Annotated in this window: 11 protein-coding genes and 2 pseudogenes; 2 read left to right on the top strand and 11 right to left on the bottom strand. The window is 29.5% G+C overall.

The annotated features are described in order from the left end of the window. The 11 genes and pseudogenes from BMW30_RS10460 to BMW30_RS00015 all read right to left on the bottom strand — a co-directional run. Positions 1-546, bottom strand: a pseudogene (locus tag BMW30_RS10460) (hypothetical protein); the annotation flags it as partial. A gap of 105 nt (positions 547-651) precedes the next feature. Continuing rightward, positions 652-882, bottom strand: coding sequence for a hypothetical protein (locus tag BMW30_RS00060; RefSeq protein WP_091472503.1), 231 nt, complete (start codon positions 880-882; stop codon positions 652-654). Positions 883-1,516: 634 nt separating this feature from the next. Next, the gene (locus BMW30_RS00055) at positions 1,517-2,980 is read right to left on the bottom strand and encodes a polysaccharide deacetylase family protein (RefSeq protein ID WP_091472500.1); all 1,464 of its coding nucleotides are present in this window, start codon (positions 2,978-2,980) and stop codon (positions 1,517-1,519) included. Between the two features lie 21 nt (positions 2,981-3,001). Beyond that, positions 3,002-3,814, bottom strand: a complete 813-nt coding sequence (locus tag BMW30_RS00050; RefSeq protein WP_091472496.1) for a hypothetical protein — start codon at positions 3,812-3,814, stop codon at positions 3,002-3,004. A 166-nt stretch (positions 3,815-3,980) separates the two neighbouring features. Beyond that, positions 3,981-5,564 carry a hypothetical protein gene (locus BMW30_RS00045; RefSeq protein WP_091472494.1) on the bottom strand — a complete coding sequence of 528 codons (1,584 nt, stop codon included), beginning with the start codon at positions 5,562-5,564 and terminating at the stop codon, positions 3,981-3,983. Positions 5,565-5,593: 29 nt separating this feature from the next. After that, on the bottom strand, positions 5,594-7,162 hold the full coding sequence (locus BMW30_RS00040; RefSeq protein WP_091472491.1) for a hypothetical protein: 1,569 nt from the start codon (positions 7,160-7,162) through the stop codon (positions 5,594-5,596). 13 nt (positions 7,163-7,175) lie between these two features. After that, positions 7,176-8,744: a glycosyltransferase family 2 protein gene (locus BMW30_RS00035; RefSeq protein ID WP_091472490.1), complete on the bottom strand. Its 1,569-nt coding sequence runs from the start codon at positions 8,742-8,744 to the stop codon at positions 7,176-7,178. Between the two features lie 185 nt (positions 8,745-8,929). After that, the gene (locus BMW30_RS00030; protein ID WP_091472487.1) at positions 8,930-11,527 is read right to left on the bottom strand and encodes a glycosyltransferase; all 2,598 of its coding nucleotides are present in this window, start codon (positions 11,525-11,527) and stop codon (positions 8,930-8,932) included. A gap of 25 nt (positions 11,528-11,552) precedes the next feature. Continuing rightward, complete coding sequence (locus BMW30_RS00025) at positions 11,553-12,635, bottom strand: hypothetical protein (protein WP_091472484.1); 1,083 nt, start codon at positions 12,633-12,635, stop codon at positions 11,553-11,555. Positions 12,636-12,738: 103 nt separating this feature from the next. Then, entirely contained in the window at positions 12,739-13,992 is a 1,254-nt protein-coding gene (locus tag BMW30_RS00020; RefSeq protein WP_091472482.1) for a nucleotide sugar dehydrogenase, read from the bottom strand. A 179-nt stretch (positions 13,993-14,171) separates the two neighbouring features. Continuing rightward, positions 14,172-15,749: an alginate lyase family protein gene (locus BMW30_RS00015; RefSeq protein WP_091472479.1), complete on the bottom strand. Its 1,578-nt coding sequence runs from the start codon at positions 15,747-15,749 to the stop codon at positions 14,172-14,174. 135 nt (positions 15,750-15,884) lie between these two features. On the opposite strand from BMW30_RS00015, the gene BMW30_RS00010 reads away from it, so the two are divergent. Together BMW30_RS00010 and BMW30_RS00005 are read left to right on the top strand one after the other, a co-directional pair. Continuing rightward, positions 15,885-17,108: a DUF6270 domain-containing protein gene (locus BMW30_RS00010; protein ID WP_143248961.1), complete on the top strand. Its 1,224-nt coding sequence runs from the start codon at positions 15,885-15,887 to the stop codon at positions 17,106-17,108. A 121-nt stretch (positions 17,109-17,229) separates the two neighbouring features. Beyond that, positions 17,230-18,105, top strand: a pseudogene (locus BMW30_RS00005) (IS3 family transposase); the annotation flags it as partial.

Below are 18,105 nucleotides of genomic sequence, written 5' to 3'. Positions count from 1 at the left end.
CTGGATCTGCGGATTGAATGTTAATATCAAACTTTGATTCACTTTTTTTTCATACATGTTATTTATATCATTATCACCAAAAAAATTCAAAACTGGCCAATTATTATTTATTAACTCTTGGAACATATACCCGCTTCTTCTCTCTTCATAATTAAATGATAAAGATATTTCTAAAAGTATTCTGTGATTAAAAGGACTTAACGTTTGAAAACAAACATCATGAGTGTTCAATATATCTGAATGCCAGTGTGATAGTCTTAGTTCCCAAAGATACAAATCTAACAAATGAAAGTCATATACATTCTCATCATATTTTACATCCTGAATAAAATTATTATAGAGTTGATGATATTGTTCGATGTCATCATTTGGCCTTAATAATTTTTTGTACCTTTGATCAAAGGTTAATTTTAATTCATTTAAATTACTATCTTTCATTGCTTTTGGATAATGTCTTGCTTGACCAATTTCATACAAGTTGGAACGTATATGCACTACACTTTTATCATAATTGAAATAATCTCTGTAGAGGTTAATTAAGAACATCGAGTGTGGTGCTGATGAGTTTTTCCTTATAATCTTTTTTTCGTAATTGCTAAATTCATTGCTGATTCTATTTAAGAAACAAAATTCATGGTTAATGTTAATATTTTATACAATTTGATTTACGTTATTATAGTCTTTATGAGCTTCTCTTTTTATAGAGGTGCTCTGATCATTCTCCGCATTAGTAACATACGTAAAGTATATTATTTGATTTTTAACTTCTTTAGAGAGTGCCATAGAAATTCTACTATCTCCACCACCCGATAAAGACAGAAGTTTTTCATCATAATTATCTGCAATATACTTAAAAATTTTTGATGAGATGGTGCTATACATATGAATTTTTTCACTAGTAGATAAACTTTTAAAACGGTTATTTTCTCTTGGAAAAATCCTTGTATACTCTTTTCTGTTTAGATTTAAACTGAAGTTTGGTAGTGCACTTCTTATTTCTGAATAGGATGTATAATACAGAGCATTAGATAGTGTATAAGAAATGTTTGATTTCTTATAATTGAAATTTTCACTTATCAGATTGACATGTGAAGAAACAGTTAAACTATCTAACGTATAGTAAGTACTTCTCGTGCTAACTGCATCTGTATAAACAAATATCTCTCGTCCATCACTTATGATGATACTATACCTGCCTGTGATATAGTCTAATAAATTTAAAAATTCATTATAGTTATTTAGAAAATACTCTAATAATTTTTCTAGTAATGTTGAGTTGTTGACCTCATCGGTTAATCCTGCATAAAAAAATTTCCATGTATAAGGACAAATTCGGACTTTTTCTGTAGAAGATTTACAGTCATTGTTTTGTCATAATAGTAGTAATATGAATTCGCTCTCACACATCTATAATGCCTTGGTATATTCAAGAAATTATGCTCTGAAAATATATACCCTCGTGGATACAATTTAAATTCCACTAAAACAATCTCCTTTCGAGTTTATCCCTATCGTTTTATTTAACACTACGTTTGACGGCATTTGAAAGATGTAGGATATCGACATTGTACTTCTTAGACAGTTTTACTATTTCTCCAAGTTTCTCAGTAGAAAACGTACTATATTGAGTATGTATATTTATAATTAAACAGCCATTGCATCTCGCAGCCTCAATCATATCTTTCTCTATTTTCTCAATTTCCGTTTCGAACGCAACTCTGTTGAGTAGATATTTATTATAATCAGCGTGATTAAAATCTACTATCTTGCCATTGGTTTTACTTGCGCTGCTCACATATTTGGACGCTATTTTCATTATTTGATCATTCACTTTTCCAAAAGGATATATAAGATGGCTTGTAAATATACCATGTTCCTCTAAGAATTCTTGACATAATCTAATTTCAGTATCAATTTCGTTATAATCTAACTCAGTCAATCTTATATGGGAATGTGTATGATTGACGAACTCTACAATATTTTTGTCCTTCTTCATTTCTAGAAATTGATTATAAGACATCCGATTTTTTGTGCCATTTTTAATGTGTCCAGAGTTAACTCCAAATGTAACAGGTAACTGATTCTCGCGGGCAAACTTATATAAAATCTCATAGCTAGCTTCTCTTGAATCATCATCTAAAAAAACCAAACTAGCTTTAGAATTGAAGATATTATTATCTTCAATATATTGGAATCCATCATTATCAATAATAGAATTTAAAATATTACCTAATTTATCTTCCGATAATTTATTATTAATCAATTCTTTATTTGAATACATTAACTTCACGAGGCTACCATCATATATACTATATTTTTTAAGGTTGTTTATAAAAGGAATATATTGCTTATTAAAAGTATCATCAATCTTATTTTGTATGTAAAAGATTTTTGGTACAGTTCTATCTTTCTTCATATGTATTGTTGTAGAAAATTTTCTTAAATATTTTTTTAATATCTCGTCATCTGATAACCCTGGGAATAATGTTTTGTATAATTCTTTTCTTTTAGTTGCGCTTATCTTTTGAACGAAATTTACTGGATTATGAACTATAGCATTGGAATCCTTTATAAATATACTCAGTAACAAAGGTATAAAAGCACCCTCATATTCTCCATAAAAATATATATCATCGTGATTGATATCTATTAAATGTACTATTTTTAGTATAATATTTTTATATTCTTCTACATAGTATAAATTATCATTGCCTATACCAAATCCATTATCAATTTCATTTATAGTGCTGGATACTTCTTCAATAATTAAAAGCGAACTATTACTCACAAAAGCTGTATTCCTGACATTTTCCATATCGTCAGTAACATCATTGGAGAATTTAATGATAATTTTGTTAGAACCTTTGCTAAGATTATAATACATTCTATACTTCACTTCATCTTTATCAAGAATGAAAATACTATTTTCAAAATTAATGAGATTTTCTTTATTTATATCAAAATAATTAATACTTTTCATAAATAAACATCCTTTAGTTTTCTAAATTTCATTAAAATTCATTGCTAACTTTAAAAAGAAAAGATAATCATTTTTAGGTAACGGTAAGTGCCCTCTTAAATCATCTCTGTAGTTTATTATGTGTAAATCCTCTTCAGAAATACTTCTTTCTTTCAAGTCTTTCAAAAAAGGGTTTAATTGCTTATTTACATCTGACTTAAAGATTGTATTTTGAATATATACTATCTTAGGCATGTAGTTAAACTTAATAATTGATTCTACTACTGAGAAACGAAATCCTTCATTCTGACTAATCTCATCGACATCCACATTACCATACCCATGCAATATTAAATTCCTTAGCTTCGTTTTATTATGTCTTCTTAAATCTGTCTGTGGATTACCTACAATAGCAGTGGTTTCTATATGCCTTGTAGCCAGCATCATCGACATAAAGCCACCCGCACTTGAGCCCCAATAATAGATATCTTTGGATTGTATTCCTAATATTTGCTGAAAATGCTTTATGATTTCGGAGTAACTTTCAATATAATGTTCATTGGATGTTCCAATCCCCCACCCAGCTTTGTACTCGGTGTTATGTATTGTTTTATCATCAATAAAAACACAATTAGCATCTATATCTTCAGTCCAGGATGAGCGATGAAATACTGGTGGAGACTTTATATTCCTGTTGATTGCACCGTTGCTATGCACGAGAAGTTTCTTAGATTCAGGCTTTAAGAACACTCTAAAATAGAAAGAATTTGTATCAGTAATAACTTTTAAAGTTTCACCATAATCTAGGTTAACCAAGAATTCATAATTTAATTTTTGAAGATTTATTTCTATCATTTCAAAGTCACCCTCTAATCTTAAAGTAAAATGGACATTTCTTAACCCACCATAATTGATTTAATTGGACAATTTATAGTTCATTATAACTTCCAGTAAGTCAGTCCAGAGTTATCTAGATCTTTAACATCTAATCACCTTTAAAAAATACTTCTTGCAAAATAATCTATATCACAGTTACTGTAGACTCCGGAGTACCAAATCCAACTATTTCAGCATTTCTTAACATTGATAAGTCATTTACATTCCAAGTGTGATGACTTGTATCTCCAGAACGATAAACACACATCTCATATGGATGACCTACATAAATTTCTCCACCGCTTGCCACTACACGACGCAGGTAATTAGTATCTACGGCTTTAGGTAAGTCTGAAAATTTAATATGCTTCATAGTATCTGCTGGACTCATAATAGTAGCACCCATTACGAAAGTATCATATTTTAAATATTCTCCTACTTTTCGTTTAGCAATTATGTTCTCTCCTTCAAAATAATAAAATGCTTCTGATTTACCTACAACTTCTGCATTACTATACATGAGCGCAATCCATTGATCTAATATATAATGATCTAGGTAATAATCATCATCGTCCACTTTTGCTATTACTGGAAGGGTTGATGTCTCAATAGCCTTATTCAAGCAGAGTCCTAGATTTTCTGCTGGATCTGCGGATTGAATGTTAATATCAAACTTTGATCCACTTTTAATCTTACTTTGTTCTATTCCAGAAAGTTCATAACCATGTGTAACAAGGTTTATTTCAAGATTTACAAATTTTTGATTATTCATCTGATTTATGTAAAAATCAAGCTTATTTTTTCTGTTTGTTGAAGTAATTATACTCACATTTGGAATTTTTCTCTCGTTCTGATTTTCCGTTATAAATTCTCTTAAGTTGGGCATGAACATGAAAGTATGATTTAAAAAGACTCTTCTTTGTAGGCCAATGACATCCTTAAACCAATATTCGTAATTTCTTAATAGTACTCTTACTTTATTAAAGTTTGTTAAATCACTATTACTTTGAAATCCATATTTTGGTTCAATATCGATAGAGTGGTCATAAATTACATAAGTTGAACTTAAATATGCCATGTTTTCTATATATTGCAGAGTAATCTCATCTAAGACTACCGTTCCACTTATGTATAGTAGCTTTGTTTTTTTTATATAGCTTGATAGTTTTTTTAGTGAGTGTCTTGTAAATCTTGGTTCATTAACAATTCTTGTTAATGGCTTAAATTTACTGTTATAGGATTGTGTTTCAGATGATGAATTCATTTTACCAATTGCATAATAGGTAATATCTCTTGTTTTTTTAGTGTCAATCGGATTAAATTCTGCTGTATCTAATAACATAGGAGCCTTGAGAACTAATCCATCGTATTCATATTTATTTAACTTTGGATCAATTTGCAGAATAAACGCTTTTTTAAATGTTTGGTTTACAACGTGGTTTGAATTTTTAATAACAACTAAATTTATATCATTATTCTTACAATAGTTGACTAGATGACCACGACTTTGTTTGTACCAAAGATGATCTGATTCATAAATATAATTATCGACGAAAACAGTGTCTATTCCATATAACGATATCTCTGCTTCAAAGTTTTCTGGAGATAACTCGAATGTGTTATAAGAATTTCTAACAAACTGTTCCGAAAATAATGAAACAACTATACCTACATTATTATTTGTAGAAAACTCTTTCCAATCTTTTTGACCTTGAATTATTTTTTCCATTTTAGTCACCCTTGTTTTTTATTGTATGATTATACTTGGATTGTTAAGTGTGGATTTCCAATAAAATGTATTTTAGCAGATTTAAGGAGTCTAGTATCATCTATTTGCCATGTATGTTCTGATTTATCTCCTGCTCTAAAAATACAAAATTCATATGGATGGGTACAATATAAACGGCCACCGTCTTCTCTTACTCGCCTAAGTAAATCTGAATCTACCGCTTTTCTTAAATCACTGAATAAGTATTTATTTATAAAACTTGTCTCACAGAAAATAGTAGCTCCTGCAACATATTCAGAATATCTATATTGCGCATTTGAAAATCTTTGAATTACCATCTCCGTTTCCTCTAGATAAACAAACTGAGAATGCTTCCCTATAATATTAGCATCAGTGTATTTTGAAGCAATCCATGAATCTATTAAATAATTAGAATAGTAATAATCATCATCATCAATTTTTGTAAAGTACTTCTCAGTTGCTAATGAGATTGCCTCGTTTAAACATAACCCGAAAGAGAGACTGCTGGGTTTACTAATTATAGTTAGACTAAAGTTTGCTTGTTCTTGTAACGCCCTTATCTCACTCTGATCCATAATAAAACCATGTGTTACTAAAACAACTTGTAGTTGTACATTAGCTTGATTATTTAAACGCTCTACATAATCTTTCAAAGTCCATTTTCTTTTTGTAGAAGTAACTACACTAACTCTAATATCTTCTTTATTAATTCTTCCACTCAATATTTCTGAAAAATCATTATACTGAATTAATGTGTTTTTTAAGAAAGCAATTCGATGATTTTCAATATTATTTTTTTCTCGATATATTCCATCCCTATGAAAAGCATTAACAAGTTCAATGTTAGATTCATCATCTCTCGTGTTGATTGAAAGATTTGATTCCAATTTATAGTTTGAATCTAGAATAACTTTAGTATTCTGCAAAGCAGCTAATACTTCAATGTAATGGACAAGAGTATCTGGCAATTCTTCAGAATAATAAATATATAGAACTTTAGCCTTCTTAATTGTTTTAACGAGTTCTTGAACGATTCTCCTTGTTATGTGATCTGTCACAATCTCTTTTCTTAATGGTTTAACTTGAGTATGTAGTTTTTGTATGTACTTTCCCCTTTTTAGTGTCCCCAATTTAAAATATAATATGTCTAAACTAGGCTTATCATTAATGGGATTGAACATTTTTTCATTTGCAATTATTGGTAAATGTAAGTGATTATTTTCTATAATTGGTTCCTTAGTTTTTGAATCTATATTTATGTAAAAGTAATCTCCTCTTAAAAAGCTATTTCTTGAATCATTATTTACAATCACTATATTAATATCTAATTTTTCAAAAAGTGATATTATATCTTCAATATCGTAGGCAAACCATGGATGATCAATCTCATAAATATAACTATCAATAAAAACTACTTCAATATGTCTTTCTAAAACTTCTTCAACATATGTTTCAGGTTTTAGTCTAATTACTTTAAAATTTCTCTGTAGCATTTGCTCTGTAAAGTAAGTAGAGATTATTCCTATCTCTTGATTAGGCAATAATTGTGGTCTTTTACTTATAATATTATTTTCCATTTTTTAACCGCCTTTAAAATGAATAGATTCTGTCAGAGCTGATTGTTTTATTAGGTAATCCATAATATATAATATTGGCATCTCTTAAAAATCTACTATCAAGCACCCTATATGTATGATTCAATTTATCTTCTGCTCTAAAGACACACATGTCATATGGATGAATACAAAAAATTTTACCACCATCTTCCCTTACTCTGAAGAAAAAGTCACTATCAACATGACGTGGAAGATCATTAAATTTAAATTTTTTTAATACATCTGTCTTGCATATCATCGTATTACCTTTTACCTCAGTAATTTCACAATATTGGTATTTTTGTCTTCTCTGACCAACAACATTGTCTTTCTCTAAATAGAAGAAAAATGCATACTTTCCTACTACATCTGCTTTGCTGTATTTTAAAGCAAGTAACAAATCGATAATAAAATTAGGGTAGTAATAATCATCATCATCCATTTTAATTACATAATCATTTTTAATATGTTCTAAACCTTCATTTAAACAGTTACCAAATGACATCTCTTCAGCACATGGTATAAATGTGAGTTCATATTTGGAAAGATTTACAAGTTTTTCTTTCTCAACATCTGATAAATCAAAACCGTGAGTTATAAAAATAATTTGTAAATTAACAAACGTTTGATCATTTGTTTGTCTAATAAAATTTTCTAAGAATTCTCTTCTTTTACTAGCTACCAAGACACTGACATTATTATCATCATTGTAATTAAAACTTTTCTCAAATCTTTCATAATTAGGAGTGCGAAGAAATGTATTTCTGAGAAATACATTTCGAGTTTTACTTAAAATTATCTTTTCTCGAAAAATATCATTCTCGATCATAGCTTGAATCATATAACTGGTTGATTCTTCACTTTCGTACCTGTCACCATACTTTAATTTTATGCCTTCATTTGCATTATAGACTAGACATGTATTAAACAATGAAACCAGTACATCAAGGTAATATAAAAACTTTTTATTTATATTTGAAGCATCATATAAATAAACTACTTTACTTCTTTTAATTGCGTTTAAGAGTAAGACTATTTTGTCTTTATCTAAACTGAATATATCTATTTTCTTAGTCTTTAATCCTCTTTTTTTATGAAATTCTCGTTGATCATTACTATACTCATTGTCAGGCAAACCAAGATAAAGAATATCTAATGTTGATTTATTACCAGATGGGTTAAATTTATATTCATCAATTAGTATTGGATAATCATTAGGAGCCATGCTCTCTTCATATGAAGGATTAATATTGATGCACTTATAGCTCTGAAGAATTTTAGGAACTACTTCGCCATTAAAATTAATCAATATTGTTTTTAACTCTAACAATTCTGCTGCTTTAATCACATCAGATAAGTTTTTACTATACCATTCATGATCTTCTTCATAAATCTCTAATTCTACTAAAAGTGTATCTATGTTATTATCCCGGAAGTAATCGATATATCCCTCAGTGGGAATTTGAAAAGTATTGTATACTCTTGTAAAAGATTGCTTCGTTAGATAGTTCATAATTACACCAATATTTTTAGAAGATTTAGAGCTCTTTAAATTTATAGTCATTTATATCTCCTCAATATATTTATGTTTAATTAAAAAGACCTTATATATTTTAATATATCAAACACGTAATATTTATTTAAAGTTTGTTAAGTAACAAACTAATTCTAAAAAATAGTTGAAACACTTGATTAAAATTACTTAGTTTACATTTTCATAATTCTATTTTTATTGATAGTTAATCAAAACTACCTACTATATAATTCTAATTCCTTTTTTAATTCATTAAAATAGTTTTCTACTTCAATTTCATATATCGGTTCATATTTTTCATATAAATCGATAATTTCAAAGAATTTTTCTATTGCTTCTTTACGTTCAGAAATTTCTACTCTATCCATACGTGGCTTATACCACTTTCTGATATAAAAGTTAAAGCGTTCTTTCAAATATACATCCATAAGTTCATATTTTTCGAGATACGGAACTCTTTCTATTTCTAATTTGTAGTATTTTTCGAAGAACTTCTTAGATACAGTATTCGTCACGCTCCCCGCTACAGCTGCATAGTAAACATGAATAAACTTATTTAATCCTTGGATTCTATTACAGTTCAAAACGAGCTCTTGGAAGAACATAGTGTCCTGACCTGCTGCACCCTCAACCATTATCAAATCATTATCCACAATAACAGATGTTTTTACAATCAGAGCTTGAATGCTTTGCACACGCATACCTGCATTAATTAAGTATTCTCTTGGATTTTCAATTAACAATCTATCATTATTATACTTCTTAATTGTTCCAGTATATTTACCTGCGACTCTTCGGTCATTGTCTTCTTTAATTATATTACCAACTACCATGTCAACGTCTTGTTTCTTCATAACTTCAAGCATTTGGTGGAATCCATCTCCACACGCTTCATTATCTGGATCCAGATAAGTAATGAATTCAGTACTAGCAATTCTTGCACCCTTGTTACGAGGACGAGATGCACTTCCTGAACCTTCATCAAATTCAAAATAAACGATATCTGGATGTCTTCTTCTTAGACGATTAATTATCTTTATAGTAGTATCGTCGGTACTACCATCATTTACGAAAATAATTTCCATCTTCTTGAAACTTGAAGATCTTTTTAAACTAGCGAAACATTTTTCCTCAAGATAAGTACCATTGTTATGAATTGGTATAATAACACTTAGTTCCTTAGTCTCTTGTTGATAATTATCAACACTTGCTACTTCAACTACTTCGACATAATCAGTATTATATCCAATTGATTGTTCAGTATTTCCAAGCGTTTTTGTGTCAAACATTGTTAAATATTTATTATTAAACTTAGATGTAAAGTTATGTGGCTCTGAATCTTTATCTTTTGTCACAAAGTCAACATCGGTATATTTAAAAGCAGATATCATATCTTCCAAGTAATATTCTTCATATAAAAACTTATCATTAAAATAAACTATAAAATCATATCTATTAATCATTTCATCAGTTACTTCATTTTTGTTAACATACTCTTTATTGTGATAAATCTGTCTATTGAAACTCTCTTGGTCAGCTTCAGTCTCTCCTATCACTAGTACACTGTCCCGAGTTTTCTCTATTTCTAACCCTATATCTGATGCAATAGTTTTAATTCTGTCAAACGTCGTATGGTTCTCCATCACATTTCGGATTCCTTTAGCTTGTAAGTCTAATAGGTCTTCTTCTTTTGTTCCATATAATACTTTAAAATCGTCTGGTGCATTGATCATTCGTACATTTGGGAAGATATTATTAATCCCAGTATTATAATTAGATATTAAGATATTACCGAATGCTTGGAGTTCATAAACTCTATTGGCAAACATAGTTTCAGAATATTTTACAGAGTTCATATTTATACTCCACCTGAAAATCTTATGTAGCTTCATTAAAAAGTCATGCTGTATTGGTGGTGTGATATATGGAATATACTTTGATGGGAATTGATATCTCGGATCTCTCAACTCCAGATTTCTATCAATGATTGTAAGTGGTACTTTTTCACTGATAATTGAATCAAACAACCTTTGCGTTTCTGACATCCTTACTGGATACTTTGATAGCCAACTACCCGCAAACAATATTTCATCCTTATGCTCTTCTGCATACTTAGTTCTTGATCCTACTGGATTATGGATAATAGGGTTTACACCAAATTGGAGGACCTTTACATTGTCATTGCCAGTATATTCTTTGTATTCTTTAACAACCTCTTGAGCTGTTGTATAGATATATTTACAGTGTCTGGCTAGACTTTTAAACAAGTTGTAGTTAACAGGGTCTTCCTTAGAATAAAAGACTGTCGGAATTCCACGTCGGTTATATTCCTCAGCCATCATAATCATTTGACGACGAATTGGCCCGTTTGCAGTGGCAGCACCCATCCAACTGTTATCTATTCCTCTCCAAGTAGTTGCTAAAATGACAAAGTCATACTCTTTTATTTCTTCACGTTCACTTCGTGTTATATATTCTACATCCGCAACATCTTTAAATGATTCATATAGAAATTCATCAGAAACTATTCCTATTTTGTATTTAAGCTTTTTGAATATTCTACTGCCATTACTATTCGGCAATTCTTCTACAATTTCTCGGAATTTACTAAGTGCCTCGTGCCTTTTTAATTCTTCAATTTTCAAGTAATAAAAAGGATCTGAATCTCTTTTAAATAAATAATTTGGACTATACTCATTAATATTGACACTTGGGTTAAGGTCGTTAATGATATCGTTCAATGTTTTTGGAAAGTTCTTATTGATATTCTTATTATATTTTTTTAGTTTCTTTTTAACTTCTTTCTTATTCAATTAGACTCCCCTCCTTTAACAATTTCTATTTTTTACTATTCTTTAGATTCTTGTACTTTTCATCAAGGTCTCTTAACTTTTCTTCTACTAATGTCATTCGACTTTTATATCTATCCCTTTGTTCTTCAAGTCTCTGTTTATATGCAAGCTGATGTTCTAACCTTTTAATTGTGAGTTTATTTTCGTTATAGAGTTTGTTTACTTGCCTTGACAAATCTAAATTGTCATTTTTATATCTTTTTAACTCTTCATTTAATTCCTCAATTTTAAATTGATCAGAAACTGATGAGACACCTGGGATTTTCTTTTTATTACTAACAAATTCTTTAGCAGAAAGGACTGATTTTAATATTTCCTTTGTTTTATTTCTCTCATCATTTATGCTATAAATAATATCATCATAATATATATCTGATTGAATTACTGAGTTATTATTCTCTGCGATATTTACCTTAGGTAGTTTGCTTAAATCCACCCAGTAACTTAGAGAACCATTTACGAGAACTTTGGCTATTTTATTTTGTTTTAGAATAGCTGTTACCTTTAATTTATCGATATCAATAACTTCACTTTCCTCTTGAGTTAAGTTACTAAATTTATAAAACTCAAGACTTTCATTCAATTCCTCGGGTTCAATTTCTTTTTCAACTTCTATTAATGGATCAAAATATTCTGCTTTATGGAATCCATGAAATTTCGTTTTTATAAACACGCTAAAGTATATTTCATCGTTAAATTCAACTAATGATTTTATCTTAAGAAGTTTTCCCTTGAAGTGGGAAATAAAATCTTTGCTCATCCCCATATTTTCATTTAGAATATTTGGTTGAAATTTGTTTTCAATTACTTGATAGCTTTTAGCAGGGAATCTAAATATTTGCATAGAGTCTTCCAGCTCAATCCAACCTATTTTTTTATCCTCATACTGTATTAAATGCATTTTTCTTCCTTCATGATCTTTTTGCGTCACTGATGTCACAATTTTATATTGATATTCATCAACGTCAATTACTTCATCGCTGTTTAAACGCTTAACAAATTTTTTATCATTATTTTCCAGGAAAATATACAACTTTGTATAATTATACTCTTTTAATTTATCTATCATAATATATCTCCTTGTATTTCATAATATAATTTTGATGCTAAAAAATTTAAGCTATAGACATCGTATGTATTTACTTTGTCTACAGCTTTAATTATCATGTATCTTAAAATTTTTGTATATTCCCATAATTATAGTATTTTACATCGTTAAAATTATTATGAACTACATTTTTAGTGTCGAAAATCACTTTATCTCTCATAAATTTAAAGTCAGCATCAGTCAAAGTTTTAAATTCACTATGATCACTTAAAACCAATACTAATGAAGAGTCTTCAACGGCTTCTGATAAATCTTTTTCTACTAAATCCATCTTCACGTGAGGATCATAAGCATTTACTTCAATATCATCTAATTTACGTAACATCTCATAAATATCAAACGCTGGTGATTCACGTATATCGTCTACATCACCTTTATACGTCAATCCAAATACGGTAACTTTATTACCATTTAGTTTAGACAGAATATCTTTTGTGATACTCACGACATATTCTGGCATGGATACGTTAATTTCTCTAGATAACTGGATTAACTTAGAATGCTCGGGTGCCTCTGCAATAATGAAATAAGGATCAACAGCCAAGCAATGACCACCAACTCCTGGACCAGGACGATGTACATTTACTCGAGGGTGTTTGTTGGCCATTTCAATTACATTATGAACATTTATATCAAGATGGTTACAGATTTTTGCCAATTCATTTGCTAAAGCAATGTTTACATCACGATATGTATTTTCCATTAGTTTTGACATTTCTGCAGTTTTTGCATCAGTTTCAATCATTTCACCTTTAACAAACTTACCGTATACCTTTTTACCAGCTTCAACACATGCAGGTGTCATCCCACCGATTATACGATTGTTATAGATTAATTCATGCATAATTTGTCCCGGTAACACACGCTCTGGGCAATGAACTAGGAATATGTCTTCACCAATTTTAAATCCTTGTTCTCTAAGGTATGGTGTAACATGATCATCCATCGTACGTGGTGCTATTGTAGATTCAACTATTACTGTATTACCCTTCTTCAAGAGTGGAACAATTGATTCAATTCCAGCCATAACGATAGAAATATCTGCTGACTTATACTCATCATCATTATTTGGCGTTGGTACAGCAATGATAAAAGCATCTGCTTCTTCTGCTTTTGTTGATGCACGGAAGTTACCTTTTTCTAACACTTCTTCAAGTGCTTCTTGTAGCCCAGGTTCTTCAATATGAATTTGACCACTATTTAAAAGGTCAACCGCATCTTGCTTGATATCTACACCCAAAACATCTACACCGTGTTTAGCAAACATGATCGAGGTAGGGAGTCCAATATAACCTAATCCGATAGTTGTTAACTTCATTATGCCACACCTTACTTTTCTAAAAATTAAATTACTATAACCTGTATTATACCAAACATTATAGAACATAAAAGTGTAATCTTAAATCAATCTAGTATGATGTAAATAAATGGAAATCACTCGTTCTATTATGTTAATGCTAAGAAATAATATCATGTAGTAGAAGTAATATTTAAAGATTAAAACATAATATCGAGTGTCTTGTCCTCAACAATTAATTTTACTTGATTTTTATTCACACTGATAACTTGTATGTTACTATTTGTGTTTCTCAATAATGTTGCGAAAATGATTTCACTTGAATTCTGTTGAAAACATATTTTCTTATTATTAGTTTTTTTTCCAAATTTCTTTGAAATAAAACTATCTATTATCTTAGATTCTACATTCTTTGTTGGACTTAAGAGTTCTAATGAATAGCTTGAATCATCAATCCTTATATCGAAAGAATTTTCATCTTGTGTAATTTTTGCATTTTCATTGATATTAAAAATTTGCAAAGCGTTACCATCACTCTCTTTACTAACCTTATCTATTATGATTAAATCATTTAACTTTGTTACTATACAAGTTCTACTTATTTTTGCATTTTCATACAAATCATTAATACCTTCAACCAAATGGTAGTCATCAGTGTAGAAATACTTAGTAATTTTTAGTCTGTCGCGCAAACTTTGACCTACTTGATGTAATGGATAAGATTCATTCTCTAATGTAATTGTAGAATGTGCTGCAGGAGAAATTATATATTCTCTATCAGAATCCTTATTATACGAATACTTTCCAGGATCAATGATTACATCATGACCGTTATTATAGTAAGTAATTGATAGATCATCAAAGTGTTTATGTGTTTTACTAATATAACCACACTTAAATGTAAAATATCGGCTGAACTCTTGCTTCATTTCGTCCTCATCTTGTAAAACAACCAGACCAGCTTCTAAATCAACAATATCTTCAAATGATTTTTTTATTGATGGATATTTAGTTTGACCTGTGTCACCTAGTAATGGGAACTCATTGTTAGGTTTTAATAGTGATGCTCTCTTTTCAATTGCTGCTTGCCTGAGAAAATGTATATTTCTTTCTAATTTGAAATCATACTTCTTTAACGTATGAAAAATTTGATTTAGCAAAATTATATATAAATTATGGTATTCAGGTGAATTTTCAACATGTATGCCCTGCACTGTTAGATCTCTATAGACAGAAACTCTAATCCTAGACAAAGCTTTATTTATATAGTTATTTCTCAAACTTGAATCTTCAATAAATGCACTTGCTGTAATCAAAGCATTATCCATCATTAACCCATGATTATTGTGTTTATAATTACTGTCATCATTTAAAAACAAGCAATGTTCTTTTAAAATCGATTCAAAAAAATTTGATTCTAATTTGTATTCACCAGCTTTTTCTTGAAACTTAATTATGTTTAACAGTCTTGTAGATACCGCATGCTCATGCCAAGAGAATTTTGAATTTTTACCTTTGAGAAACCATTCATATATTAATTTTCGAGCAAATAAAAGTTCTCTTATATTTTCTGTCTGGGTACCAACAATAACAAAATCGTTGATAATAGAGAGACTATGTAAATATACTTGATATGTTGAATGATTTGTAGGATGTTCATACTCCCAATCGATTCCATTTTTAATATTTAATGTTTGTAAATTATATTTTAATACGAGTTCTCCATCATGAAATCGTTGCACATTCTTCAATGCTAAATTTATTTTTGATTTATTCATTGTTCCTCCATTTTTCTATCTGACTTTATTTATTTCAGGTTATGTATTATATCATAGACAGTTTAATACTTTTAACGAATACTGCAATAAGCTTTAGATTGACAAACTTTCGTCTGTTTGGAATAATTTTTAGACATGGTTACATTAAACAAACGGGGTGTCTTCATGCTTGTTGATATTTTAGGCAGTAGAGTTTTACGTCATGTTACTGAATTTAAAAACTTTCCTTATAAAGTAAATAATTTCATAATTGATCAAAGTATCTTAACTTTAACATCTGAACCAATTCCTACTTCAATGAAAGATATAAACACAACTGAATTAACTGATATAACGATTGCACACAGAGATTTGAACAAAGGGCAATGGGAGAAATTTGAACAGTCACACTCAAGTGTTTTAATAATAGATCTACTTGGTGAACTTCGCTCTATAAGTGAATATAATAACTCATATTACAACACAGACTCCTTAAAATATATAAACATTAACTCAGGAAAGAAATTATCACGAATTAAACAATTTAGGTTACTTCAAGAATACATTGATGACTCATTCATTGAAGTATTAAACCGATATGAAAAGGTAATAATAGTAAAATTTGTTGAAGATAATTCAGAAGAATCCGATTTTATTAATGGTATCTTCGACATGTTTGAAGAAAGAATTGAAAACAAGCTTTTGCTAGAATATATTGTTGATAAAAATGTCAATAAATTTCGTGCACCAATTGAGTTCTATCATGAAATAAATATGGACATCAAGCGCTTTGAATCTGATAGTTATGAAAATCAGCTCTTGTTTAATGAATTGCTTATTGATAATGAACTAAAGGTTTATATAAACTATATAGGAGATAGAGAGTACATCTATGAACTATTTAAAAATGGGAAACCATTTAAGAAATCCAAACCGACTAATTCAAGATTTTTTAAGTTTCAACTAAAAGAATCCGCCAAATATAGAATAAGAGTAAACCTTGTAGATGAATCAATTAAACCTAGACTTTCTAAAACATATGAGTACTACAAGCAATCAAGTACGGATAAAACAATTACATTTGTTGAGATGCCTGATAAAAATAACCTTTGGTTACTTGATGTATTAATAGATACAAGTGAAATCAACGGTATCGTAGGTAATCTATTTAAATATAAAGATGGCTATCAAGATATACCAGTGTATGATTATTCTGAAGTAACGCATGACTTTATACCTGCCAGTAAGTTATTATCAATTGCATTAGAAAAAATAGCTGATATGGATCATATAACATTTACGAGATTTTTAAAAAATAATGAGGATTCGAACAACCCATTACTCGTTGAATTTCTGACTTTTTTAAGAGCCAAGAGATAATAAAAAACAGTTGTGTAAGTTTAATGCACTGTAACCCGAATAATAGACAGCTTATAAAAAGCGTCTCTGGACTTGGTATAATAAACTGGACATTAAGTTAAGAGAAAATGGGGAGTTTATTATACCAAGAAGAACCTATGATAAACAATTTAAAATTCAAGCCGTTAAGTTAGTAATGGAAGATGAGTTCTCTGTTAAAGAAGTTTCCGAACAATTAGAGATCCATCATAACAGTTTGTATAGATGGGTCAGCGAGTATGAAAAGTATGGTGTTAGTGCGTTTCCTGGCAAAGGTAGCGCACTTTTTGATTTGCAGTATGAAAACAAGAAGCTAGCTAAAGAAAATGAACAGTTAAGAGAGGAATTAGAACTTTTAAAAAAGTTCCAGGTCTTCTTGAGGCAAAACAAGAAGTAAGGTTTAAATTCCTTAAAACACACCAGTCTGAGTTAAATATTAAACGAGCATGCAAGATACTGAATGTATCTCGCTCAGGGTTCTATGAGTATCTTCATAGAAAAAAATCCAAGAGACAAATTGAAAATGAAGTTTTAAAAGAAAGAATTAGTAAGATATTTCATGAACATCATGGACGCTACGGAACGATTAGAATCACAAAAGTTTTAGCCAAAGAAGGTATACATGTTAATCGCAAACGAGTCGGTCGTTTGCTTCATGAAATGGCTCTGTATGCCAAAGGAAGTAGATACAAGTATAAATATAGAAATCATAAAAGACCATCACTGACGCATCCTAATCTAGTTAATCAAACATTTTTAGCAACACGAAAGAACATCATATGGCTAGGAGATATTACTTATATTAAAGTTTCAGAACGTTTTCTATACTTAGCTGTTTACATAGATGTATTTACTCGTAAAATTGTGGGTTGGTCTATGGATACACGTATGAAAGATCAGCTCGTTATTGATGCTTTAAATCAGGCTGTTGGCAAGGAACAACCAGCCCCAGGCTTAATTATTCATACGGATCAGGGAT

The sequence above is a fragment of the Aliicoccus persicus genome (genome assembly GCF_900110815.1).
GTDB classification, from domain to species: domain Bacteria; phylum Bacillota; class Bacilli; order Staphylococcales; family Salinicoccaceae; genus Aliicoccus; species Aliicoccus persicus.
The sequence above is the reverse complement of the archived record's forward strand: the minus strand, read 5'-3'. Positions and strand labels throughout refer to the sequence as shown.